The following is a 23,113-nucleotide window of genomic DNA, read 5'->3' on the forward strand; positions in this document are numbered from 1 at the left end:
AATGACCAATCTGTTGTGGCAAAAGCCCGGTGTTGCGGTGGACGCCAAAATCCAGACGTTTCTGGCCGGCGACGACGTGATCCTGGATCGCGAATTCTTCCTGCACGACATCGCAGCCAGCAAGGCGCATGCGCAGGGGCTGCAGCACATCGGCATCCTGTCCTTGCAAGAGCTGGGCGGCTTGAGCGAACAACTCGATCTGCTGGCGGAGGATTTCCGCAGCGGCGCGTTCGTACTCGATGCGCAGTACGAAGATTGCCATTCGGCGATCGAAGCGCGCTTGACCGAACGTCTGGGCGATGCCGGGCGCAAGATCCACACCGGGCGCAGTCGCAACGATCAGATTCTGGTCGCCACGCGGCTATGGCTGAAAGACAAGCTGCAGCGCGTGGCCGAGCTCAGTGCGGAGATCGCCAAGGTGGCGCTGGATCGCGCGCAGGCCGAAGCTGCATTGCCGGTGCCGGGCTATACGCATATCCAGCGTGCGGTGGTGTCGTCGGCGGGCATGTGGTGGGCGGGCTGGGCAGAGGCATTTATCGATAACGCCGTGCGCGCGACCGATACCCTGCACCTGGTGGACAGCAACCCGCTAGGCACCGCCGCCGGGTATGGTGTCAATCTTCCGCTGGACCGTGCGCATACCACTGCCGAGCTCGGCTTTGCACGTCTGCAGGTGTCGCCGATCTATGCGCAGCTGTCGCGTGGCAAATACGAGCTGGCAGCACTCGAAGCACTGGGCAGCGCCACGCTGGATTTGCGCCGTATCGCCTGGGATCTGTCGCTGTTCACCAGCGGCGAATTCGCTTTCGTCGCGTTGCCGGCGCAGTACACCACCGGCAGCTCGATCATGCCGAACAAGCGCAACCCGGACGTGATCGAACTGATGCGCGCTACCCATGCCAGCGTGGCGGCCGCACGCACCGAGATCGAACAACTGCTGTCGCTGCCTTCCGGTTACCACCGCGATCTGCAGAGCAGCAAGGGCGCCATCGTGCACGGTTTCGGCCGTGGCCTGGCTGCGCTGGAACTGCTGCCTGCGTTGCTTGCCAATCTGGAATGGCGCCCGGACAAACTGCATGCAGCGATCGACTCGGGCATGTACGCCACGGATGTGGCGGTGGAAGCGGCCGTGGCTGGTGTGCCGTTTCGCGATGCCTACAAGGCTGCCGCGGAAGCATCCGAGACCGCAGGGCAGGGACGCACGCCGGAAGGCAGCCTGGCTGCGCGCGTCTCGCCCGGTGCCGCGGCCGATCTGCAACTGGATGTGTTGCGCGCGCGTTGGCAGGCGCTGCGCTGATGGCCATGATCAGCACCGACACGGCCGAGCATTACCCCTGGGGCGAGGCCTGCGAAGGCTGGCATCTGTTGCGCGACCCCAACTTGAGCGTGCTCGAAGAACGCATGCCGCCAGGCGCCGCAGAGTTGCGCCATCGGCATAGTCGCGCACGGCATTTTTTCTACGTTGTGGCCGGTGAAGTGATGCTGCAGCTTGACGGTGCGCAACATGTGCTGCGGGTCGGGCAGGGCTTGCACGTGCCGCCGGGGTCTACCCATCAGATGCACAATCTGTCGGACGTGGAAGCGCGCTTTTTGGTGATTTCCGCACCGCATGGTCGCGAACGCACGTCGGCGGCTGCACGCATCAAGGACGCAGGCTGATGAAGACGCGCTATCTGGTGTTGGCGATCCGCAATGCCACGTTTCCCGCCGATGTGGTGGAGCCGCATCTGGCGTTTTTGGAGGAACTGCGAGCCGCCGGGCAGCTGGAGTTGACCGGTGGTTTCAGCGATCGCTCCGGTGGGGCGTATGTGCTGGTCAACGTCGACAGTCTGGAGGAGGCCAAGCGGATCGTCGCGCGCGACCCCCTGGTGCTGCGCGATGCCTCCACACTGACCGTCTACGAATGGAACACGTTCTGAGTACCTTGCCCCCATGAGTACGCCCGCCGGCACGTCATCGCCCTTTACCGAGCAACCGCTGCCGCCATGGCGGCGCGCGGTGCTCAAGGTCGGCAGCAGCCTGCTTGCCGCCGATGGCGGTGGCCTGTCGCCGCGTTTTGCGCTGGGGTTGGCGCAGTTCGTCTCGGCCAATCTGGCTGCCGGGCGTGAATTGGTGATCGTGTCGTCGGGCGCGGTGGCCGCAGGCCGCGCAATCTTGCCGAAGGCTGCCGAGATCGGCGCGCCGATCGCAGCGCGACAGGCGCTGGCTGCGCTGGGTCAGGCGCAGTTGATCGCGCTGTGGCAACGCTTTTTCGAACGGCCGGTCGCGCAGGTGCTGCTCACGCACGACGACCTGCGCAACCGTCGTCGTTATCTCAATGCACGCGCCACCTTGGGCGAGTTGCTGCGGCTGGGCGCGCTGCCGGTGATCAACGAGAACGACACCGTGTCGGTGGACGAGCTCAAGCTGGGCGACAACGACAATCTGGCTGCAATCGTCGCCGCGCTGGTTGATGCCGATGCACTGTTTATCGCCACCGACATCGACGGCCTGTACAGCGCCGACCCACGCAGCAATCCATTGGCGCGGCCGCTCGACGATGTCCCCGAGCTCACGCCGCAGGTGATGGCGATGGCTGGCGGCAGCGGCAGCAGCGTGGGTACCGGCGGTATGCGCACCAAGCTCGAAGCCGCTGCAAAGGCGGGCGCGGCCGGCATCGAAACCTATCTGTTCAATGGCCGCAGCAGCGAGGTGGTACGCGGGCTGGCGCAGGATCGCCTGAGCGGTACGCGCATCCACGCCGCACGCACGCGCATCGCGGCACGCAAATACTGGCTGCGTCATTCACCGGTGGAGGCGGGCGCCATCCTGATCGATGCGGGCGCTGCAACCGCGCTGTGCGACAAGGGCGCATCGCTGTTGCCGGGCGGCGTGGCCGGTGCCGAAGGCGACTTCCGTCGCGGTGACATGGTGGAGATCCGTCTGCGCGATGCCGACGGCGAGCGCTGTCTGGCACGTGGCGTCAGCCAGTATTCGGCGCTGGATATCCGCCGGATTGCGCGCCGTCACTCGCGCGAGATCGATGGCGTGCTCGGTTACAGCTATGGCGAGAACGTGGTGCATCGCGACGATTTGGTGCTTCTGTAGCGGGAAATGCAGAATCGGGAATGGGGAATCGCAAACGCGTGTCACCGAACTTCTCCCGGCGCCGATTCCGTCGCAGTAAAGTGATATCGCGTGCTTTTACCATTCCCGAATCCCCACTCCCGGCCCCCAAATGACCATCAAAACGCTCGCCCTGCAATGTCGCGATGCCGCGCAGGTACTGTCGCAACTCTCTGCTGAGGCAAAGCAATCCTTGCTCGAGGCGATGGCTGCGGCACTGGAAGCCGATGCCGTATTGATCCTGGCTGCCAACGCGCGCGATCTCGAGGCGGCGCGTGCGAAGGGAACGGCTAGCGCCATGCTCGATCGGCTGGCGCTGGACGACGCGCGCCTGGCCGGCATCGCGGCGGCATTGCGCGAGGTGGCGCAGTTGCCGGACCCGGTCGGTCAGATCACGCGCGACGACACGCGCCCCAACGGCATCCGCGTGCAAAAGGTGCGCGTGCCGCTGGGCGTGATCGCGATGATCTACGAGGCCCGCCCCAACGTCACCGCCGATGCGGCCGCGCTATGCATCAAGGCGGGCAATGGCGTGATCCTGCGTGGCGGCTCCGAAGCGATCCAGTCCAACACCGCCATTGCGCGTGCGTTGCAACGCGCCTTGCGCGAGGCCGGCGTTCCGGAAGCGTCATTGACGTTGGTCGAGGATCTGCGCCGCGAGACCATGCTGGAGTTGCTGCAGCTCACCGACATCATCGACCTGGCGATTCCGCGCGGTGGCGAAGGGCTCATTCGTTTTGTCGCCGAACACGCGCGCGTGCCGGTGATCAAGCATTACAAGGGCGTGTGCCATCTGTTTGTGGATGCGTCGGCCGATATGGAGCGTGCCGTGCGTCTGCTGGTCGATGGCAAGGCGAGCCGGCCATCGGCGTGCAATTCGCTGGAAACGCTGTTGGTGCATGCGGACATCGCCGAGCGCTTTGTGCCGCTGGCCGCCGCTGCGCTGCGTGCCCGCAACGTGGAGTTGCGGGGCGATGCGGCAACGCGCGCGCTAGTGCCCGACATCGCGCCCGCCAGCGACGACGACTATGCCGCCGAGTTTCTGGACCTGATTCTGGCAATCCGCGTGGTTGCGGACCTGGACACCGCACTGGCCCATATCCGTCAGTACGGCTCTGACCATACCGAAGTCATCGTCACCGAAGACGCCGCAAACGCCGAGCGCTTCGTGCACGCGTTGCGCTCGGCGGTGGTGATGGTCAACGCCTCCTCGCGCTTCTCCGATGGTGGCGAACTGGGCCTGGGCGCGGAGATCGGCATCTCGACCACGCGTCTGCACGCGTATGGCCCGATGGGCCTGGAAGCGCTCACCGTGGAGCGCTTTGTGGTGCGTGGGCAAGGCCAGGTGCGGCACTGATCGGCACGCGGCGGGTCAGGCGTGTGGTTGCCTGCCAGCGAGCCTTGAGCTGTTGAGGCATCGATGTCGCGCCCTTGGTTGAAGGGGGTTGGCATCGTGAGCTTACGCAACACTGCATGCGCCACGGCCCGCAACCAGCGTGCGTGCAAAGCCGTGCACCGCATCCAGGCCCATTCGCAGCGAGTACGGCACGCCCAACCTTCCAACCACGACCTTTGACACTCCCCCGGCAGCCCGCCACCTGCCTACAGTCGACGATTACCCAGCACGTTCCGGAGTCGTCGATGCGCCGCTTTGCCGCCTGCCTGCTTGCCACCGCTATTGCCGCCGCCACCGGCAGCGCAGTCGCACAGACCTCGCCGATGACGCCGGACATCACCGGCAAGCCGTTCGTGGCAAGCGACGCCGCCAATGACTACATCAAGCGCGAGGTGATGATCCCGATGCGCGACGGCGTGAAGCTGCACACCGTGATCGTGATGCCCAAGGGCGCGCGCCATGCGCCGATGGTGCTGACGCGCACGCCCTACGACGCCAGCGGCCGCAGCGAGCGGCTGGCATCGCCGCACATGAAGGATCTGCTGCCGCTCGGCGACGACGTGTTTGTGGAAGGCGGCTACATCCGCGTGTTCCAGGACGTGCGCGGCAAGTACGGCTCCGAAGGCGACTACGTGATGACCCGCCCGCTGCGTGGCGCACTCAATCCCAGCGCTGTGGATCACGCCACCGATGCGTGGGACACCATCGACTGGCTGGTCAAGAACGTCGCCGAATCCAACGGCAAGGTCGGCATGATCGGCTCGTCCTACGAAGGCTTCACCGTGGTGATGGCGCTGACCAACCCGCATCCCGCATTGAAGGTGGCCGCGCCGGAAAGCCCGATGATCGATGGCTGGATGGGCGACGATTGGTTCAATTACGGCGCGTTCCGCCAGGTCAACTTCGACTACTTCACCGGACAGCTCAGCAAGCGCGGCAAGGGCACCGGCATCCCGCGCCAGGGGCAGGACGATTACAGCAATTTCCTGCAGGCCGGGTCGGCCGGGGATTTCGCCAAGGCGGCAGGGCTGGAGCAACTGCCGTGGTGGCACAAGCTCACCGAACACCCGGCCTACGATGCGTTCTGGCAGGAGCAGGCGCTGGACAAGGTGATGGCGCGCACGCCGCTCAAGGTGCCCACGATGTGGCTGCAGGGGCTGTGGGATCAGGAAGACATGTGGGGCGCGATCCACAGCTACGCGGCAATGGAACCGCGCGACACGCGCAACACGCTCAACTATCTGGTGATGGGGCCGTGGCGGCACAGTCAGGTCAATGCCGATGGCGGGACGTTGGGCGCGCTCACGTTCGATGGCGATACCGCGCGTCAGTTTCGCCGCGACGTGTTGCGCCCATTTTTCGACCAATACCTGGTCGATGGCGCGCCCAAGGCGAGCACGCCGCCGGTCTTCATCTACGACACCGGCGAGAACCGCTGGGATCGCCTGCAGTCCTGGCCGCGCAGTTGCGACAAGGGCTGCGCGTCGGCGAGCAAACCGCTGTATCTGCAGGCCGGCGGCAAGCTGTCCTTCGACAAGCCCGCTGCCGGGCAGAGCGCGTTTGAAGAATACGTTTCCGACCCGGCCAAGCCGGTGCCGTTCGTGCCGCGCCCGGTGGATTTTGGCGACCGTAGCATGTGGACCACCTGGCTGGTGCACGACCAGCGCTTTGTGGACGGCCGGCCCGATGTGCTGACCTTCGTCACCGAACCGCTGACCGAACCGCTACAGATTGCCGGTGCGCCCGACGTGCACCTGCAGGCCTCCACCAGTGGCAGCGACAGCGACTGGGTGGTCAAGCTGATCGATGTGTACCCGGATGAGATGGCGTCCAGCCCGAAGATGGGCGGCTATGAGCTTCCAGTGTCGCTGGCGATCTTCCGCGGCCGGTATCGCGAGAGTTTCAGCACGCCCAAGCCGCTGGCGGCCAATCAACCGCTGGCGTTCGAGTTTGGCCTGCCCACCGCCAATCACACCTTCCAGAAAGGCCACCGGGTGATGGTGCAGGTGCAATCCAGCCTGTTCCCGCTGTACGACCGCAACCCGCAGACTTACGTGCCGAATCTCTTCTTCGCCAAGCCAGGCGATTATCAAAAGGCCACCCAGCGCGTCTACGTGACGCCGGAGCAGCCCAGCTACATCAGTCTGCCGGTGCGCTGACTGCACGGGCGCCGCGTGCCGGCGGCGCCCACAGGTCTTCCAGCAGCTGTGGGCGGCAGGCCACCCAGGCGGCGGCCAGCTGCACCACGATGCAGATCACCAGAAATCCGAACGGCGCTGTCCAACCGCCGCGATGCGCATGCAGCCAGCCGAACAGAAACGGCCCCAGGCAGCTCACCGCATAGCCCACGCCTTGCGAAAAACCCGAGAGCGCGGCCGAGCCCGCAGCAGTGCGGCTGCGTTGATTGACCAGCACCAGCGCCAGCGGAAAGGTGCTGGGCCCCAGGCCGAGCAAGGTCACCCACAGGATCGGCGCCGCCAGCGGTGCCCAGCACAGCCCGGCGAACGCGATCAGGTGGCAGGCCGCGCACAGCAGCACGATCGGGAACGGGTTGCGCATGCGCACTGCCAATGCCGGCATGGTCAACGCACCGACCATGCCCAGCGCGGCGAACAGCGCGACCATGGTGCCGCCGAATGCAGGCGAGGCGCCGGCCTCGCGCAGCAGCGTGGGGAGCCAGGTGAACATCGAATAGGTCACCAGCGAGGTCATGCCGAAGGTGATCGCCATGCTCCAGCCCAAGGCGGTGCGTGCGACCCGGCCTTCGGCCTCAGGGGTTGGCGTGACCGGCGCCGGGCCGGTCGCGCGCAGACGGCCCTGGTTGGTGTGCACCAGCGCCCAGGCCGCCAATGCAAGCAGCGCCGGCAGTACCCACACCACCATCGAGCTGCGCCAGCCCAGCGCGTCGGCCACCGGCACCGCCATCAATGCCGGCAACAGGGTGCCGACCTGCAGCACGGTGATGTACAGCGTGCTGACGCGGCCCACGCGGTCGCCGAAATAACGCTTCACCAACGGCGGCAACACCACGTTGCCCATGCCCATGCCGGCCAGCGCCACCAGCGAGCCCACCAGCAGCCCGCCAGTGCCCGGTAGCAGCGGGCGCAATACCAGCCCGAGCGTGGCCAGCGCCATCGACAACAGCGCCGTGCGCAGCAGGCCGAAGCGACGCAAGACGGCTGGCGTTGCAACGCCGGTCAAGGCAAATGCAGCGGTGGGCAACATGCCGAGCGCGCCCATGGTCGGCGCACCGAACGCGTATTCGTCGGCGATGCGTTCCAGCAGCGGAGTGAGTGAGGTCACCGCCGTGCGCAAGTTGAATGCGGACAACAAAATGGCGGCCAGCACCAAACCTCGCCCACGCAATTGGGCAGACGGGGACGAGGCGGCAGTGACAACAGACATGACAGACCATCCGCACCGTGCACAGCCGTGCGACGGCGCCTGAAAACACAAAACCGGCACTAGGCCGGTTTTGTGTTTTGAAACTGGTCGGGGAGACAGGATTCGAACCTGCGACCTCTACGTCCCGAACGTAGCGCTCTACCAGACTGAGCTACACCCCGAAGGAGCCGCGTATGTTACATAGGGAATGCGGAATCGGCAAGCATCTGTCGCAATTATTTTTCTTGCGGCCGATGCGCGCGCTCGGGCTCGCGTGCTTCGAACCACATGCCGTTGAGGACAGCGGCCAATGCCGCCAGGCCGGTGCCGAGAATCCAGGCGAAGTACCACATCGTTGTACTCCTGAAAAACGGTGAGAGAGTGAGAAGGCGAGCGCGGCTGCGACGATGTGCTCGCGTCACAGCCATTGCGTCAGCTAATACGCATTGGGATTGACTGAGAGTTCCTCGGCAGTGACCTTGCCCCTGAGTACGCGATACACCCACGCCGTGTAGGCCAGGATGATCGGCATGAAGACGGTGGTGGCCAGCAACATGATCCACAGCGTGAGGCGGCTGCTGGAGGCATCCCACAGCGTCAGGCTGGCACTCGGTGCAGTGGACGACGGCAGCAGGAACGGGAACAGCGCAAACCCCACCGTAAAGACAATGCCGACGATGGCGCTGCCCGACGCAATGAACGCCAGGCCGCCGCGTCGCGCGCGCAACAGCACTGCGCTCATTGCGAGCCCGAGCAGGCCGAGCAGCGGCGCCATCAAGGTGGCCGGCATGCTGCTGTAGTTGTGCAGCCAGCCACCAGCGGCCGTGAGTGCTGCGGTCTTGGCCAACGGATTGGTCTGTGCATCGGTCGCCAGCACCGATGTCACCGCATAGCCCGGCAAGCCAAGCGCCACCCAGACACCGGCTGCAGCAAACAACGCCAGCGCAGCCATCGCGGCGGTGCTGCCGACACGCGTGGCACGGTCGGCCACCGGTCCATCGGTCTTGAGCACCAGCATCGCCGCGCCGTGGGCGATCAGCATCGCCACGCTGAGCAGGCCAGCGAGCAAGGCAAACGGCTTCAGGAGCCCGAACAGATTGCCGGTGTAGAACGTGCGCATGCTGTCGTCGAAATGGAACGGCACACCCAGCACGACATTGCCAACCGCCACACCCATGATCAGCGCCGGAATCAAACCGCCGACGAACAATGCCCAGTCCCATGTACTGCGCCAGCGTTGATTCACCAGTTTGCCGCGGAACTTGAAGCCGACCGGCCGCAGGATGAGCGCAAACAACATCACGAACATCGCCAGATAGAAACCGGAAAAACTCACCGCATACAGCGGCGGGAACGCGGCGAAGATCGCGCCGCCGCCCAGAATCAACCACACCTGGTTGCCTTCCCAGACCGGGCCGACGCTGTTGATCACCAGGCGGCGTTCGGCATCGTTTTTGGCAACGAACGGCAGCAGCGCGCCGACGCCCAGATCGAAACCGCCCATCACTGCGTAACCGGACAGCAGCACGCCGAGTAGCAGCCACCAGATCACACGTAAGGTTGTGTAGTCGAGCAATACGAAATCCATCACGGTCTCTCCTGGGTTACGGTGCGCTGCCGGCCACGGCGCCCGAGCTCAAAGGTGGATGACTCAACGGGGTATGAGCTTGCGGCAGGGAAGGCGACGCGCTGGGTTGCGTCGGCGGGAACAGCACGTCCGGGCCACTGCGGATGGTCTTGAGCGATAACTTGATCGCGATCACTAGCAGCGTGGTGTACAGCGCGGTAAAGCCCACCAGCGTCAGCACGATCTCGTACAGATCCAGACCGGATGCGGCGTAGAACGTGGGCAACACGCCTTCCACCGCCCACGGCTGGCGGCCGTATTCGGCCACGAACCAGCCGCATTCGATCGCGATCCACGGCAGCGGCAGCGTCCACACCGCCAAGGTCAGGAACCAGCGCTTTTCCTGCAAGGTGTGTTTGCAGGCGAACCAGAACGCAATGGCGAAGAAGGCGATGAGATAGATGCCGATGCCGGCCATGATGCGAAAGGTCCAGAACAGCGGGAGTACGCGTGGCACGGTGTCCATCGCCGCCTGCGCGATCTGCTCGGGCGTGGCATTGCCGATATCGTCGCGGTAACGCTTCAGCAGCAAGCCGTGGCCCAGGTCTTGCCAATGGGCGCCGAAGACCTCGCGCGCTTCGGCATCATTGGTGTCGGCGCGGATACGCTGCAGCGCGCCGTAGGCGATCTGCCCACCGCGGATGCGATGCTTGGCACGCCCAACGAGTTCCAGGATGCCGGGGATGGGCGTATCCAACGAACGTGTGGCGATCAGCCCCATCAGATACGGAATCTTGATCGCGTAGTCGTTGCGATGGGTCTGCTGATTGGGAATGCCGAAGGCAGTGAAGTCGGCTGGCGCCGCTTCGGTTTCCCACATCGCTTCGATCGCGGCCAGCTTCATTTTCTGGTGCTCGTTGGCGGCGTAGCCGCTCTCGTCGCCCAACACCACCACCGACAGCGACGACAGCAGGCCGAAGGCCGCGGCCACGGCGAACGAGCGGCGCGCCATCTCGGCGTGCTTGCCGCGCAGCAGGTAAAACGCGCTGATCGACATCACGAACACCGCGCCGAGCACGTAACCGGCACTGACGGTATGCACGAACTTGGCCTGCGCCACCGGGTTGAACAGCACCGCCATGAAATCCACCACTTCCATGCGCATGGTGTCCGGGTTGAATACCGCTCCGGTCGGGTTCTGCATCCAGCCGTTGGCGATCAGGATCCATAGCGCGGAGAAGTTGCTGCCCAAGGCCACCAGCCAGGTGGTGATCAGATGCTGCACCTTGCTCAGGCGATTCCAGCCCAGGAAAAACAGGCCCAGAAAGGTCGCCTCGAGAAAGAAGGCCATCAGCCCTTCGATCGCCAGCGGCGCGCCGAAGATATCGCCCACGTAATGGCTGTAGTACGACCAGTTCATGCCGAACTCGAACTCCATCACGATGCCGGTGCCAACACCCATGGCAAAGTTGATGCCGAACAGCACGCCCCAGAACATGGTCATGCGCCGCCAGATCGGCTTGCCGGTCATGACGTAGACGCTTTCCATGATGCCGAGCAGGAACGACAGGCCCATGGTCAGCGGTGGAAAGATGAAGTGGTACATCGCGGTGACTGCAAATTGCAGCCGCGAGAGTTCGACAACGGTCGAGTCGATCATGGCGGGGTGGCCTGGTTGAGTATCGGTGAGCAACGTGGCCGATCATCTGCCGCCGCCGCGCTGCGCGCGTTGATCCAAATCAATGCGGCCCCGATCGGGTGCGGCACACTGTCCATCCCGCAGTGGACAGTGGCGACTTAGAGCAGCTAACAAAACTACTGTGCAGCCGCCAGGCGGACGCGGCCGGTGCTCGGAATCGGCATGTACCACCTGTACACTCCGGTTCCTCCGCGCCGTCCGCACCCACCTGACGACTGCTCGCTACGTGTTGTTAGCCGCTCTTACAATCGCCTGCGATGCACCGCCTGAAGAGAGCCATGTGAGCCAGCCCAGCGTGCAAGCCAGCGAAACTTCCGCCCAGCGCCGTCAACGCGGCCAATGGCTGGATGCGCTTGCCGCACCCGCTGCACGGGCCCGGCGGCTGTCCGGTGTGGCGGTGGCGCTGTCTGGCGTGTTGTTGCTTGCGCAATCGGCGGCCATTGCGTGGTTGGTGCAAGCGGTGCTGGTGCAGCACCTGGCGCTGGCACAGCTGCGTCATGTGGGCATAGGGTTGCTGCTCGCAATGCTTGGGCGCGCCGTGCTCACGGGGTGGGCGCAATCGCTGACCGGCGAAGTGGCCGATGTGGCCAAGCGCGAACTGCGGATGCGCATTGCGCGTCGGCTGGTGCAGCACGGGCCGCTGTGGTTACGCCGGCAACGCAGCGGTGAACTGGGCGAGTTGAGCCTGGCGCATACCGATGCGCTGGAAGGTTATTTCGTCGGCTATCAGCTGGCACGCACCGAGATGCTGCTGGTGCCGCCCGTGATCCTGATCGCGGTGTTTTCGGTTGACTGGGTGGTGGGTCTGGTGTTGTTGCTGACCGCGCCGTTGATTCCCTTCTTCATGATGCTGGTGGGGTGGGGCGCAGAAGCCGCAGGCCGCGAGCAACTCGGCGAGCTGGCACGGATGGGCGGGCACTTTGCCGATCGCTTGAAGGGGCTGGGCTTGCTGCGTGTGTACGGGCGCGGGGAGGCCGAATTGGGCGGAATCGCCGCAGCGGCCGAGGGCGTGCGCGAGTGCTCGCTCAAGGTACTGCGCATCGCGTTCCTGTCGTCCACGGTGCTGGAATTCTTCGCCTCGGTGAGCGTGGCCATCGTGGCCTTGTACTTCGGTCTGAGCTATCTGGGCATGCTCGACCTGCACGGGCTGCCATCGCTGGGCGCGGGCATGTTCTGCTTGCTGTTGGCGCCGGAATTCTTTGCGCCGTTGCGGCGTCTTGCAGCGCATTACCACGACCGTGCCAATGCGCTGGCCGCCGTGACCGAGGCCGAGCGGTTGCTGGAAGGTTTTGTGACCGAAGCCGATGCCATTGCCCCAGTTGCAGCGCCGCCGCCGCGCGCCTTGGAGCCTGCGCAGGCGCATGCGCCGTTGCTGCAGGCACGTGGTCTGGCGCTGCGTCCGCTTGGCGCGCCGCACACGGTGATCACGCAGTTTTCGCTGGACCTGCAGCCCGGTCAGCGCGTGGCGGTGATCGGTGCCAGCGGTAGCGGCAAGAGCACCTTGCTGGAAGGGCTGGCCGGCTGGCTGCCACCGGAAGCGGGCAGTGTGGTGCTGCGCCCGGGCACGCGTGTGGGCTATGCCACGCAGCGGCCGTATCTGTTTCACGGCAGCATTGCCGACAATCTGCGGCTGGCCGATCCGCAGGCCAGCGATGCGCAGCTGCAGGCAGTGGCCGATGCGGCGCAAGTCATGCGCTTTGCTGCCCAGTTGCCGGCGGGCCTGGACACGGTGATCGGCGAACGCGGCTTTGGCCTGTCTGGCGGCGAAGCACGACGTGTGGCATTGGCGCGGCTGCTGCTGCGCGCGCCGGATCTGCTGCTGCTGGACGAACCCACCGCGTTTCTCGACCCGGACACAGAAGCCGAATTGCTGCGCGCACTCGGGGTACTCGCACGCGGCCGTGCAGTGGTAGTGGCGACGCACAGCCCTGCAGTGATGCGCTGGGCCGATACGGTGATCGATCTGCGCGGCACCACCGTGACGGCAAGCGCGCCATGAGCGGCGCACGCCACGATCGTCTGAGCGAGGTGTTTCGCCGGCATGCCTGGCGCTTGCTGCTGTCCGCGCTGCTGGTGCTGGTCACGATGCTGGCCGGAGTGGGTCTGTTGAGTCTGTCCGGCAGCTTTCTCACGGCGGCGGCATTGGCTGGCGTTGCCGGCATGGGGGCAGGCTTCAATTTCTTCTCGCCTTCGGCAGGCATCCGCGCATTGACGTTTGCGCGCATCGTGTCGCGCTATGGCGAAAAACTGATCGGCCACGATGCCACCTTGCGTATCGCCCGCGATCTACGGGTGTGGTTCTTCCGTCGTGCGTTGCCGCTTGCGCCGGGGCGGTTGTCGGCCACGCGCACCGGCGATCTGTTGGCACGGTTGATGTCCGACATCGGGGAAGTCGATGGCCTGAGCGTGCGCGCGCTTGCGCCGCTGACGGCGCTGCTCGGCATCTGGTTGGCCGGTGCGGGTGCCGCTGCGTTGATCTATCCGCCGGCCGCGTTGTTGTTGCTGGCGCTTGGTGTGCTGATCGGCGGGCTGGTGCCCTGGCAGGTGGCACGTGGTGGCGCACAGCGCGAGCAGCTGCGCGCACAGCAACGCACGGCGTTGCGCACGCAGGCGTTCGAAGGTCTGGAAGGTGCAGCGGACCTGGCGGCGGTCGATGCGCAGGGTGCCTGGCTGCATCAGCTCGACGCTGCTGCGGCGGCCGTGATGGATGGCGACCGCGTGCAGCGCCGTCGATTGATCGCCGGCAACCTGCTGCATGCGGTGTGCGGGGCCATCGGTCTGGCCGGCATGCTGTGGCTCGCACTGCGCGCCGCCGAGCGTGGGCTGATTGCAGCGGACATGGCCGCAGGCCTGGTGTTTCTGACCATGGCGCTGCTGGAGGTATGGGCGGGTGCCGGGCTGGCGTTGCAGGCACTGCAAAGCGCGCGCGTCGCAGCGCGGCGCCTGCAGTCCATCGTCGCTCAAGCGCCGTCGGTCAGCGAGCCGGTGCAGCCAATCGACGTGCCACGCACGGGCACGCTGCACCTGCAGCAGGTGTCGTTTACATGGCCCGGTGGTGTGCGGCCGGTGCTGCACGCGCTCGATCTGACACTGGCAGCTGGCGAACGCATCGCCATCAGCGGCGACAGCGGCAGCGGCAAGAGCACCTTGTCGGCGCTGCTGCTGCGGCTATGGGACCCGCAGGCCGGGCAGGTGAGTTATGCCGGCATCGATCTGCGTCACTGTGCGCAGGCGCAATGGCATCGACGCATCGCCTGGTTGCCGCAGAACGCGCCGGTGTTTGCCGGCAGCGTGCGCGAGAATCTGGCCATCGGCGATGCCGATGCCGACGATGCCGCCATGTGGCAGGTGTTGCAGCAGGTGCGCCTGCACGACTGGGCCAGCGCGCACCATGGTCTGAACACCTGGGTGGGCGAAAACGGCGCCACGCTCTCCGCAGGCCAGGCACGCCGCCTTGCGCTTGCGCGTGCGCTGTTACGCGATGCTCCCATCCTGCTGCTCGACGAACCCACCGACGGCCTGGACGTGGACACGGCGCATGCCCTGTTGATCGATCTGTCCGCCGCGCTTGGCCAGCGCAGCCTGGTGATGATCACCCACGACAGCGTGCCTGCCGGCGTGGTGCAGCGGTGCTATCGCATGCGTGCCGGGGTGCTGGAGCCGCTGCCGTAACACGTGTTTGATCGGCGAGGGTTATCGCTGCGCAACCGCTGACGGCAGCTTGCAGCGCCTGCATTACATCGAGCGATGTACCGCCCATGCAAGCACCGCGCTGTTCGCGATTGCCGTGGCCCAGAAGGTGATCTGGAAAGAGGTCTTGCTGGATTTGTGCCGGAACAGCGACTGCGCCAAGAGCGCGCCCGGCCAGCCACCGAGCACTGCAATGCCGTGCAAGGTGGCCTCCGGCGTTCGTCGCTGGCCGCGGGTTGCCGCGGTCTTGTCGCGCCGGTAGGCGATCAGCGCCACGCTGCTGGCAACCGCATACCAGAGTGCCACCCAGACCGGCAGCAGGCCTGCTGCGACGATGCTGGCCATGCTCACCGCAAATAGCGCGGTCAGTGTCTTGCGCGGCACCATGCTGCGCGCGCCTGGCCTGGATCTGGAAATCAGCAGGCGTCCAGAAAAGCGCGCACCGCGGGGCCAAAGCGGGCGAAATCCACCAGAAACGCATCATGGCCTTGCGGCGAATCCAGGCCGATAAAGCGCGCATCCGCGCCGCCTGCACGCAGGCCTTCGGCAATCTGTTCCTGCTGCTGCACCGGGAACAGGATGTCAGTGTTGGCGCCGATCGCCAGCGCGCGTTCGATACGGATGTGTGCCAGGCCGGCCAGCACCTCGGCCTCGGTGGAGACGTCTGCGGCCGGCGTGCTGCCGATCTGCGTGCCGGCGGCCTGCGTGGCAGCGATCGAAGACCCATCCACATAATCGGCCAGATCGAACCAGTCCATCGAGCGGCTCAGATACAGATAGCAGTTGGGATCGAAGAAGCGCACGAAGCGACGCGCATGGCCTTCGAGATAGCTTTCGACCTGAAATTCCAGGCCGAACGGATCGTCGGCGGCCTGTTCGGAATCCAGCCGCACCCGGCCAAAGCGGCCGTCCCATTCCAGCGCAGAGCGGTAGGTGATCACGCCGAGTTTGCGTGCCATGCGCATGCCCGATTCCGGGTAGCGCGTGTCGTCGTAGTGGCCGCCATTCCAATGCGGATCCAACCGGATCGCCTCGCGCTGTAGCGAGCGTATGGCAATGGAAAACGGCAACGCCTGCGCGCTGCCAGAGATATTGATGTGGCTGCGCGCAATGCCGGGATGCCGCAGCAACAACGCCAACGCGGTCATGCCGCCCATCGAGTTGCCGATCAGGCAGGCGAGCTGTTCGATGCCAAGCGCACGCACGACATCGGCTGCGGCATCGGCGACATCCTCGATCGACAGATCCGGAAAGGTCAGGCGATACAACTGCCCGGTTGCCGGATCGATGGACGCAGGTCCGGTAGAGCCTTTGCAGCTGCCCAGCGAATTGACGCACACCACAAACCAGCGCTCGGTATCGATCGGCTTGCCCGGCCCCAGCATCGCGTCCCACCAACCCGGCTCGGGGTTGGCCTGATTTGCGGCTGCGTGCGCGTTAGGCGACAAGCCGGTGACGATCAGCACCGCGTTGCTGCGATCGGCCGCCAGCGTGCCCCAGGTTTCGTAGGCTACATGGGCCTGATGCAGCTCACCGCCGCGCTTCATCGGAAACGGCGACGGCAGTGCGTGGAATAACGTGCCTGCAGGGATGAATTCGGTCATGTCGCAATTCTATCCGGCGCAGCGGTGGGCGGCGTGGTGAATCGGGATGTGGACTCGGTTTGAGCCCTTGCGTGGTGTGATGCCAGCTTTTAACGCTGTTGATCTGCGGCTTGGTTGCAGGGCCCTTGCCCGCTCACCATCGCAGGACACGCTGCAAGTACGTCCATGTAAGCTCCGTGGCGGCATCCATGCCGCCAAGGGTCCTGCAACGGTGAGCGGACAAGGACCAGTCCAGACGGTCGGTGTGCTTGGTCAAGAGCCATGCGTGATGAGGCTTGTTGACTCATGATGCGCCGGCCCAAACTTCGACGCATGCCGAGCGACAAGCAGCTTTTCACGCGACTGCCGACCAACTATCTGGTGCGGTGTCCTTGCCGATTGCGGGACCGTTGGCGGCATGGATGCCGCCATCGAGCCCCCAGGGATGGGTTTACGGCGTGTCCCGCGAGCGGTGAGGGCACCGCGCCCTCAACTTCTTCGCATTTTGCTGCAGGGCCCTTGCCCGCTCACCATCGCAGGACACGCTGCAAGTACGTCCACGTAAGCTCCTTGGCGGCATCCATGCCGCCAAGGGTCCCGCGACGGTGAGCGGGCAAGGACCAGTCGAGACGGTCGATGCGCAGACTATCAACAGAGCAGTTGGTAACTGTCCGGCCCGGTTTGCTCGCTCTTCAACAAACCACCAGCGAACTATTTGGTGCGGTGTCCTCGCCGATTGCGGGACCGTTGGCGGCATGGATGCCGCCATCGAGCCCCCAGGGATGGGTTTACGGCGTGTCCCGCGAGCGGTGAGGGCACCGCGCCCTCGACTTCTTCGCATTTTGCTGCTGGGCCCTTGCCCGCTCACCATCGCAGGACAGGCTGCAAGTACGCCGCATCCATGCCAAGTAAGGTCTGCGACGGTGAGTGTGCAAGGACCAGTCGAGACGGTCGGTGTGCAGGTGCTGGCATGGAATGCTGTACGTGGCGAGCAATCAGCGCCCGATTACCAACTCCACATCCGCCTTGGCCGGCAACTCCACCGTCACCGGCGCACTTTCCACATCGTCGGCCTGGCGCATGGCGTTGCCGCTACGCGACAAGCGCGCCAGCACTTGCACGGTGTCCAGCGACGACAGGGTGCGGGTTGGCATCGGGCTGTCGCCATCGTCCAGGGTGATGGTCAACGGCAGCTCGCTGAGCGTGTGCTTTTCCACCGCAACCGGCATCGGCGTGCCGGCTGCGCGTGCGATCACGAATACGCTGGTGTCGCCAGGCAGGCCGGCACGCTGCGCGAACGCCGCATCCAGCGACACGCGCACGCTGATGCGCTTGCCGGCGGCGGATGTATCGGCCACAGGCGAGGGTGTCAGCGGCGCAAGTTTGGCTTCCTGCCGCGCAGCGTTGATCTGTTCGAGCAGGCCGGGCCGGGTGGCGGCGTCGACCACGCTCAGTAACGGCTCCCAGGTTGCGCTGGCCTTGGCTGGTTGACCGGCCTGACGCTGCACCACGCCGAGAAACCAGCGTGCGCGCTGATGGTCCGGTTGCACCACCAGCGCGTGTTCGAGCAGACGCATCGCCTCCGGGTCCGGGTGGCCGCTGTCGTCGGAGAGCATGCGCGACTGCGCGGCTGCCACCAGCACGTCCGGCTCGTCCGGGCGCAGCGCCACTGCGCGCGCAAACGCGTCGCTGGCCTCGGCGAATTTCTGCTGGCTGGACAACGAGCGCCCCAGCAACACCCAGCCTTCGGCCTGATCTGGGTTACGCGCCAGGGCGGTGCGCAGCTGCACGATGGCCTCGTCCAGGGTGCGTGGCGTGGCCGGGCGGTCGGCCACCTGTTCGATCGCCGATGGCGTGCCGACCAGCCAATACAAGGCCGCGCTTGCAGCCAGCAACAGCACCGCAACGCTGGCGGTCAGAGCGCGGGTTTCGCGCCACAGCGGGCGCAGCGCCACGCCGAAGGCGAGCAGCGCGACTAGCGCAACCGCAAGGACAAAGCCGACCATCACCACTCCTGCTCATCGGCGGGCAACGCGGGCGCCGCAGCGCTGCGTCGACGCACCACAACCATCACCACCACCCCGCCCAGCAACAACACCAGCAACGGGCCGAACCACAGCAGCCAGGTGCGCGATTCCACCTGCGGGCGATACAGCACGAACTCGCCATAGCGGGCGACCAGAAACTGCCGAATCTGCGCATCGCTGCGACCTTCGTGCATCAAGGCCAGTACCTCGCGGCGCAGGTCCTGCGCAATCTGCGCGTTGGAATCGGCCAGCGACTGGTTCTGGCACTGCACGCAACGCAGCTCGGCGGTCAGCGCATGAAAGCGCGCTTCTTCGGCCGCCGAGCGGTATTGCAGCGGTGACGGATCGCCGACCGGCTGGGCCAGGGCCAGCCAGGGCAACAGCAGCAGCGTAAGCAGCCAGGCGCGCATCATTGGGGGGCGTGCAGGTCCGGTGCGGCGGTGGGCGAGCGCTCGATCTTGCTCAGCATCGGAATCAACTGGGTGTCGATGATGGACTGGGTGAGCATGCCGCTGTATTTCCAGCGCACCACGCCGCGCCCGTCGACCAGAAAGGTTTCCGGCGCGGCAGCGATGCCGAAGTCGATGGCGGTGCGCCCGTCCTTGTCTGCGACCACCAGCAGATACGGGTTGCCCAGCTGCTCAAGCCAGCGCAAGGCATCGGCGCGCTCGTCCTTCCAGTTGTAGCCGATCACGCGCACGCGCTTGGTCAGCGCAAAGCGGCTCAATACCGGGTGTTCTTCGCGGCAGGCCGGGCACCAGCTGCCCCACACGTTGATGATGTACGGCGCGCCGCGTAGCTCGCGCGCATGCACCACGATGCTGGGGTCGTGCAGCAGCGGCAGCGCGAACTCCGGCGCCGGTTTGCCGATCAGGGCCGAGGGCAGGGCATCGCGATCGCCCTGACCGGAGCGCACCACCGCGTAGACCAGCAGCGCTGCAAGTGCGAGCAGCAGCACGATGGCGCCCACGAGTACAGCAGTGGGCAAGCGGGGCGAACGTGACTCAACCATCTTGGATCTCCGGAGAACGACGAAAACGCCGGTCGGCCGCGGTGACCAGGCCACCGAGCGCCATCAGCAACGCCCCCAGCCAGATCCAGCGGACGAACGGTTTGAGGTGGACGCGCACCGCCCAGGCCTGATTGCCCAGCGGTTCGCCAAGCGCGACATACAGGTCGCCGAACGGGCCGGGGCGGATCGCCGCCTCGGTCAAGGTCTGCCCGCCGCTGGCATAGCGCCGTTTTTCTGCATGCAGCACGCCCACCGGCGCATCGTCCTTGAACACCTGCAGGTTGGCGCGGTCGGAGACGTAATTGGGCCCGCGCAGTTCTTCCATGGTGTCGAAGTGCAGCGCGTAGCGGCCGATCTGCACCTGCTGGCCCGGCGCCAGCGCGACTTCGCGTTGCAGGCTTAGCGACTCCACCAACAAGGCACCGGCCAGAAACACCGCAACGCCAAGATGCGCCAGCACCATGCCCAGCATTTCGGCAGTGAACTTGCGCCCCTTGGCCGCGCGGCGGGTCCACAGAAAGCGCGCCGTGCCAAGCATCACCCACGCCGCGCCGGCCACGCCGATGGCGGCTTTGAGCTGCCCTTGCGGCGCCATGAACCAGGCCAGCACGCCTGCGGCAATCGCCAGGCCTGCCCACGGCGCCAGCATCGCCAGCGGCCGCGACGCCTGCTCACGCTGCCAGCGGGTGAGCGGGCCGAACGGCAGCAACGCCACCAGGGGGGCCATCAACACCACAAACAGGGTGCCGAAGTAGGGCGGGCCCACCGACAGCTTGCCCAGGCCCAGCGCATCGGCCAGCAACGGATACAGCGTGCCCAGCAGCACCATCGCGCAGGCGCAGGTGAGCAGCAGGTTGTTCAACAGCAGCAAGGTTTCGCGCGAGCTGCCGGCAAACGCGCGGCGCGGGTCGTTGCTGGCGGACATGCCCGGCGCGCGCAGAACGTACAGCAGCAATGCGCCACCGACCACGAGCAGCAGAAACACCAGGATGAACAGCCCGCGCGACGGGTCGGCAGCGAACGAATGCACGCTGGTCAGCACGCCCGAGCGCACCAGAAAGGTCCCCAGCAACGACAACGCAAATGCCGCAATGGCCAGCAGCAAGGTCCAGCTGGCGAAGCTGCCGCGTTTTTCGGTGACCGCTTGCGAATGCAGCAACGCGGTGCCGACCAGCCACGGCATGAAACTGGCGTTTTCCACCGGGTCCCAGAACCACCAACCGCCCCAGCCGAGTTCGTAATACGCCCACCAACTGCCCAGTGCGATGCCAACGGTGAGCATCGACCACGCCACATTCGTCCACGGCCGCGTCCAGCGCAGCCAGCGCGCATCCATGCGGCCTTCCAGCAGCGCGGCGATGGCAAAGGCGAACGGCACCGCAAAGCCGACGTAGCCGCAGTACAACATCGGCGGATGGATGATCAGCCCCGGGTCCTGCAGCAGCGGATTGAGGTCGGCGCCTTCCAGCGGCACCGGCAGCAGCCGCGCGAACGGATTGGAGGTGAACAACAAAAACGCAAGGAAGCCGATGCTGATCAGTGCCATCACCCCCAGCACGCGTGCGATCACCTGCGCCGGCAACTGCCGCGACCACACCGCCACCGCGCCGGTCCACAGCGCCAGCACCAACGTCCACAGCAGCAGCGAGCCTTCGTGCGCACCCCACACCGCCGAGTAGCGGTAGATCACCGGCAACAGGCTGTTGGAATTTTCGGCGACATAGCGCACTGAAAAGTCCTGCACCAAGAACGCATGCGTCAGCAGCGCGAAGGCCGCGGCGATCAGGCCCAGCTGCACCAATGCTGCCGGGCGCGCCACCGCCATCCAACTGCTGCGCCCGCGCTGCGCGCCAGCCAGCGGCAATGCGGCTTGCACCAGCGCGACCAGCAGGGCCAGGACCAGCAGAAAGGTGCCGAGCTCAGGAAGCATGGGGAACTCGGGATTGGGAGCAAAGAGCCGTAGACCGCTGCCGCGAACCGGCAATCAAGAACCGGAGCAGGCCTGACACAGGGGCGTTACCGGAACACGTGTTTCCTATCGTGCTGCGATGTTTTGTCGGAACACGCAGCGTCAATCTTGCGGTGCCAGGTTGCTTGGTGTGCGCGGCCGCGCGGCGGCGTGCTGCCTGGCGGAACTTAAGCGACAGCATCAAAGACGGGTAAGCCATCAACGCGGCACGATCCGCGCCGATGTCAGGGCTCTCACTTGCCTGCGCTTGCCGGTGATCCGGTCTGCCGCCACTGCTTCCTACCGTCACTGCGTCACCTTGCCTGGGGCCACCTGGTGCTTGCGATGCGCGCTGCCCATCTTGTCGGCCACTTCCTTCGGCATATAGGTTTCATCGTGCTTGGCCAGCACGTCTTCGGCCACGAACACGCCTTGCTGCATACGACCGGTGGCGACCACGGCCTGACCCTCGCGGAACAGGTCCGGCAGGATGCGGTCATAACGCACCGCCAGCTGCGCGTCGCCGTCGGTGACGCGGAACTGCGCTTCCAGCGAACCGGAGGCGCGTTTAAACGAGCCTTTTTCGACCATGCCGCCGAGCCGGAACCGGGCGTGGTCGCCGGCATCGCCGCGCAATACCTCCGACGGCGTGTACAGATACGCCACGTTGCGCTGCAAGGCCATCGCCACCAGCGTTGTCGCAAGACCAGCGGCCAGCACCAGCGCCAGCACCAGCCACAGCCGGCGGCGACGTTGCGGGTTCATCGGGTCAGCTCCGCATCGCTGGGCACCGTGCGCTTGCGCTCGCGCAGGCGGCGCGCTTGCGCGATCTTCAGCGCACGACGCACTTGCCAGCGGCCGGCGATCAGGTCCCACAGCAGCACCAGCACAAACACCGCGTAGGCGGCGATCACGTAAGGCAGATAGCTCATGCCGCGCCCTCGGCATCGCGCACGATCCAGGCCTTGCCGGCCTCGCGGCGCAGGTTGTCGGCGCGCGCGCGGGTGAGCAGCGACCCGGCGAACCAGAACTTGGTGCCGATCACCATCAACCAAAGCGGCAGCAGCATGCTGGCATCGATGGTGGACGGGCCGAGCAGCCGAATGCTCTGACCCTGATGCAGCGAGTTCCACCACACCACTGAATAGCGGATCACCGGCAGCAGCGCCACGCCGACGATCGCCAGTAACGCGGCCGCGCGTGCGGCTTGGCGACGGTCGTCGATGGCGTGATACAGGCCGATCACGCCCAGATACAAGAACAGCAGAATCAGTTCGGTGGTCAGGCGCGGGTCCCAGTCCCACCAGGCGCCCCACATCGGCTTGCCCCAGATGCTGCCGGTGAGCAGCGTGATCACGGTGAATGCCGCGCCGATCGGTGCGCATGCCATTGCCAGGATCTCGCACACCTTGATGCGCCAGATCAGCGCGATCGCCGCATACACCGCCATCAGCCCGAACACGAACAAGCTCATCCACGCGCTCGGCACATGGATGTAGAGAATGCGGAAGCTGTCGCCTTGCTGGTAGTCGGCCGGCACCGCAAACAGCGCCTGCCACATGCCTGCGCCCAGCAGCAATGCCGCCAGCGCGTAGCACCACGGCGCCCAGCGCGCGGTAAATCGGTCGAAGATCGGAGGTGAGGCGACTTGGTGGAACCAGCGGACGACGACGTTCATGCGATGGCGATGGCTCTTGGCGTG

General features: G+C 65.6%; 21 protein-coding genes, 1 tRNA gene and 1 other RNA gene. 9 read left to right on the forward strand and 14 right to left on the reverse strand.

Translation table 11 applies throughout. The features are described from left to right. Position 1 precedes the first annotated feature (1 nt). From ASF90_RS15525 to ASF90_RS15550, 6 genes are all read left to right on the forward strand, one after another. A complete protein-coding gene (locus ASF90_RS15525) occupies positions 2–1,297 on the forward strand; it encodes an argininosuccinate lyase (protein WP_055852079.1) in 1,296 nt (431 codons plus the stop codon). Then, positions 1,297–1,659 carry a cupin domain-containing protein gene (locus ASF90_RS15530; protein WP_055852323.1) on the forward strand — a complete coding sequence of 121 codons (363 nt, stop codon included), beginning with the start codon at positions 1,297–1,299 and terminating at the stop codon, positions 1,657–1,659. The genes ASF90_RS15525 and ASF90_RS15530 overlap by 1 nt, the downstream gene beginning before the upstream one ends. Next, positions 1,659–1,919, forward strand: coding sequence for a YciI family protein (locus tag ASF90_RS15535; protein ID WP_055852082.1), 261 nt, complete (start codon positions 1,659–1,661; stop codon positions 1,917–1,919). The genes ASF90_RS15530 and ASF90_RS15535 overlap by 1 nt, the downstream gene beginning before the upstream one ends. A gap of 13 nt (positions 1,920–1,932) precedes the next feature. Beyond that, positions 1,933–3,087, forward strand: a complete 1,155-nt coding sequence (gene proB / locus ASF90_RS15540) for a glutamate 5-kinase (RefSeq protein WP_055852084.1) — start codon at positions 1,933–1,935, stop codon at positions 3,085–3,087. Positions 3,088–3,217: 130 nt separating this feature from the next. Continuing rightward, entirely contained in the window at positions 3,218–4,462 is a 1,245-nt protein-coding gene (locus tag ASF90_RS15545) for a glutamate-5-semialdehyde dehydrogenase (protein ID WP_055852087.1), read from the forward strand. 284 nt (positions 4,463–4,746) lie between these two features. Continuing rightward, on the forward strand, positions 4,747–6,660 hold the full coding sequence (locus ASF90_RS15550; protein WP_055852089.1) for a CocE/NonD family hydrolase: 1,914 nt from the start codon (positions 4,747–4,749) through the stop codon (positions 6,658–6,660). On the opposite strand, the gene ASF90_RS15555 is transcribed toward ASF90_RS15550, so the two are convergent. The 5 genes from ASF90_RS15555 to ASF90_RS15575 form a co-directional block, all read right to left on the reverse strand. Further along, positions 6,641–7,867 (reverse strand): MFS transporter, encoded by a 1,227-nt coding sequence (locus tag ASF90_RS15555; RefSeq protein WP_055852092.1) that lies wholly within the window; start codon positions 7,865–7,867, stop codon positions 6,641–6,643. The genes ASF90_RS15550 and ASF90_RS15555 overlap by 20 nt on opposite strands. Positions 7,868–7,990: 123 nt before the next feature. Further along, a tRNA-Pro gene (locus ASF90_RS15560) sits at positions 7,991–8,067 on the reverse strand. A 54-nt stretch (positions 8,068–8,121) separates the two neighbouring features. Further along, positions 8,122–8,238: a cytochrome bd-I oxidase subunit CydX gene (cydX, locus tag ASF90_RS15565; protein WP_055852095.1), complete on the reverse strand. Its 117-nt coding sequence runs from the start codon at positions 8,236–8,238 to the stop codon at positions 8,122–8,124. A gap of 83 nt (positions 8,239–8,321) precedes the next feature. Beyond that, positions 8,322–9,473 (reverse strand): cytochrome d ubiquinol oxidase subunit II, encoded by a 1,152-nt coding sequence (gene cydB / locus ASF90_RS15570; RefSeq protein WP_055852097.1) that lies wholly within the window; start codon positions 9,471–9,473, stop codon positions 8,322–8,324. 16 nt (positions 9,474–9,489) lie between these two features. Then, entirely contained in the window at positions 9,490–11,112 is a 1,623-nt protein-coding gene (locus tag ASF90_RS15575; RefSeq protein ID WP_055852100.1) for a cytochrome ubiquinol oxidase subunit I, read from the reverse strand. Positions 11,113–11,313: 201 nt separating this feature from the next. Here ASF90_RS15575 and ASF90_RS22600 point away from each other — a divergent pair. From ASF90_RS22600 to cydC, 3 genes are all read left to right on the forward strand, one after another. After that, positions 11,314–11,389: non-coding RNA, sX9 sRNA (locus ASF90_RS22600), on the forward strand. Between the two features lie 9 nt (positions 11,390–11,398). Next, positions 11,399–13,150 (forward strand): thiol reductant ABC exporter subunit CydD, encoded by a 1,752-nt coding sequence (cydD, locus tag ASF90_RS15580; protein ID WP_201782832.1) that lies wholly within the window; start codon positions 11,399–11,401, stop codon positions 13,148–13,150. Beyond that, the gene (gene cydC / locus ASF90_RS15585) at positions 13,147–14,823 is read left to right on the forward strand and encodes a thiol reductant ABC exporter subunit CydC (RefSeq protein ID WP_055852107.1); all 1,677 of its coding nucleotides are present in this window, start codon (positions 13,147–13,149) and stop codon (positions 14,821–14,823) included. Before cydD ends, cydC begins: the two co-directional genes overlap by 4 nt. Before the next feature lie 63 nt (positions 14,824–14,886). Here cydC and ASF90_RS15590 read toward each other — a convergent pair whose 3' ends face one another. From ASF90_RS15590 to ccmC, 9 genes are all read right to left on the reverse strand, one after another. Beyond that, positions 14,887–15,228 (reverse strand): DUF1294 domain-containing protein, encoded by a 342-nt coding sequence (locus ASF90_RS15590; RefSeq protein WP_236699282.1) that lies wholly within the window; start codon positions 15,226–15,228, stop codon positions 14,887–14,889. Positions 15,229–15,257: 29 nt separating this feature from the next. Beyond that, the gene (locus tag ASF90_RS15595; RefSeq protein ID WP_055852110.1) at positions 15,258–16,445 is read right to left on the reverse strand and encodes a homoserine O-acetyltransferase; all 1,188 of its coding nucleotides are present in this window, start codon (positions 16,443–16,445) and stop codon (positions 15,258–15,260) included. Positions 16,446–17,419: 974 nt separating this feature from the next. Then, the gene (locus tag ASF90_RS15600) at positions 17,420–18,430 is read right to left on the reverse strand and encodes a tetratricopeptide repeat protein (RefSeq protein WP_055852329.1); all 1,011 of its coding nucleotides are present in this window, start codon (positions 18,428–18,430) and stop codon (positions 17,420–17,422) included. Then, a complete protein-coding gene (locus tag ASF90_RS15605) occupies positions 18,430–18,864 on the reverse strand; it encodes a cytochrome c-type biogenesis protein (RefSeq protein ID WP_055852113.1) in 435 nt (144 codons plus the stop codon). The genes ASF90_RS15600 and ASF90_RS15605 overlap by 1 nt, the downstream gene beginning before the upstream one ends. Then, positions 18,861–19,463, reverse strand: coding sequence for a DsbE family thiol:disulfide interchange protein (locus ASF90_RS15610; protein ID WP_055852116.1), 603 nt, complete (start codon positions 19,461–19,463; stop codon positions 18,861–18,863). The genes ASF90_RS15605 and ASF90_RS15610 overlap by 4 nt, the downstream gene beginning before the upstream one ends. After that, complete coding sequence (locus ASF90_RS15615; protein WP_055852118.1) at positions 19,456–21,393, reverse strand: heme lyase CcmF/NrfE family subunit; 1,938 nt, start codon at positions 21,391–21,393, stop codon at positions 19,456–19,458. Before ASF90_RS15615 ends, ASF90_RS15610 begins: the two co-directional genes overlap by 8 nt. A gap of 324 nt (positions 21,394–21,717) precedes the next feature. After that, positions 21,718–22,176, reverse strand: coding sequence for a cytochrome c maturation protein CcmE (gene ccmE / locus ASF90_RS15620; RefSeq protein WP_055852120.1), 459 nt, complete (start codon positions 22,174–22,176; stop codon positions 21,718–21,720). Further along, the gene (locus ASF90_RS15625; RefSeq protein WP_055852123.1) at positions 22,173–22,343 is read right to left on the reverse strand and encodes a heme exporter protein CcmD; all 171 of its coding nucleotides are present in this window, start codon (positions 22,341–22,343) and stop codon (positions 22,173–22,175) included. Before ASF90_RS15625 ends, ccmE begins: the two co-directional genes overlap by 4 nt. Next, a complete protein-coding gene (gene ccmC, locus ASF90_RS15630; protein ID WP_055852126.1) occupies positions 22,340–23,089 on the reverse strand; it encodes a heme ABC transporter permease CcmC in 750 nt (249 codons plus the stop codon). The genes ASF90_RS15625 and ccmC overlap by 4 nt, the downstream gene beginning before the upstream one ends. Positions 23,090–23,113: the final 24 nt, after the last annotated feature.

It is taken from the genome of Xanthomonas sp. Leaf148 (assembly GCF_001423585.1).
In the GTDB taxonomy this organism is placed as follows: domain Bacteria; phylum Pseudomonadota; class Gammaproteobacteria; order Xanthomonadales; family Xanthomonadaceae; genus Xanthomonas.

Excerpts from the sequence above, each read along its gene's own strand:
- cydC (WP_055852107.1), top strand. The coding sequence starts at position 13,147 with ATGAGCGGCGCACGCCACGATCGTCTGAGCGAGGTGTTTCGCCGGCAT.
- ASF90_RS15545 (WP_055852087.1), top strand. The coding sequence starts at position 3,218 with ATGACCATCAAAACGCTCGCCCTGCAATGTCGCGATGCCGCGCAGGTA.
- ASF90_RS15625 (WP_055852123.1), bottom strand. The coding sequence starts at position 22,343 with ATGAGCTATCTGCCTTACGTGATCGCCGCCTACGCGGTGTTTGTGCTG.
- ASF90_RS15600 (WP_055852329.1), bottom strand. The coding sequence starts at position 18,430 with ATGGTCGGCTTTGTCCTTGCGGTTGCGCTAGTCGCGCTGCTCGCCTTC.
- ASF90_RS15575 (WP_055852100.1), bottom strand. The coding sequence starts at position 11,112 with ATGATCGACTCGACCGTTGTCGAACTCTCGCGGCTGCAATTTGCAGTC.
- ASF90_RS15590 (WP_236699282.1), bottom strand. The coding sequence starts at position 15,228 with ATGGTGCCGCGCAAGACACTGACCGCGCTATTTGCGGTGAGCATGGCC.
- ASF90_RS15615 (WP_055852118.1), bottom strand. The coding sequence starts at position 21,393 with ATGCTTCCTGAGCTCGGCACCTTTCTGCTGGTCCTGGCCCTGCTGGTC.
- ccmE (WP_055852120.1), bottom strand. The coding sequence starts at position 22,176 with ATGAACCCGCAACGTCGCCGCCGGCTGTGGCTGGTGCTGGCGCTGGTG.
- ASF90_RS15605 (WP_055852113.1), bottom strand. The coding sequence starts at position 18,864 with ATGATGCGCGCCTGGCTGCTTACGCTGCTGCTGTTGCCCTGGCTGGCC.
- ASF90_RS15595 (WP_055852110.1), bottom strand. The coding sequence starts at position 16,445 with ATGACCGAATTCATCCCTGCAGGCACGTTATTCCACGCACTGCCGTCG.
- cydX (WP_055852095.1), bottom strand. The coding sequence starts at position 8,238 with ATGTGGTACTTCGCCTGGATTCTCGGCACCGGCCTGGCGGCATTGGCC.
- ccmC (WP_055852126.1), bottom strand. The coding sequence starts at position 23,089 with ATGAACGTCGTCGTCCGCTGGTTCCACCAAGTCGCCTCACCTCCGATC.
- ASF90_RS15530 (WP_055852323.1), top strand. The coding sequence starts at position 1,297 with ATGGCCATGATCAGCACCGACACGGCCGAGCATTACCCCTGGGGCGAG.
- ASF90_RS15525 (WP_055852079.1), top strand. The coding sequence starts at position 2 with ATGACCAATCTGTTGTGGCAAAAGCCCGGTGTTGCGGTGGACGCCAAA.
- cydB (WP_055852097.1), bottom strand. The coding sequence starts at position 9,473 with ATGGATTTCGTATTGCTCGACTACACAACCTTACGTGTGATCTGGTGG.
- ASF90_RS15610 (WP_055852116.1), bottom strand. The coding sequence starts at position 19,463 with ATGGTTGAGTCACGTTCGCCCCGCTTGCCCACTGCTGTACTCGTGGGC.
- ASF90_RS15535 (WP_055852082.1), top strand. The coding sequence starts at position 1,659 with ATGAAGACGCGCTATCTGGTGTTGGCGATCCGCAATGCCACGTTTCCC.
- proB (WP_055852084.1), top strand. The coding sequence starts at position 1,933 with ATGAGTACGCCCGCCGGCACGTCATCGCCCTTTACCGAGCAACCGCTG.
- ASF90_RS15550 (WP_055852089.1), top strand. The coding sequence starts at position 4,747 with ATGCGCCGCTTTGCCGCCTGCCTGCTTGCCACCGCTATTGCCGCCGCC.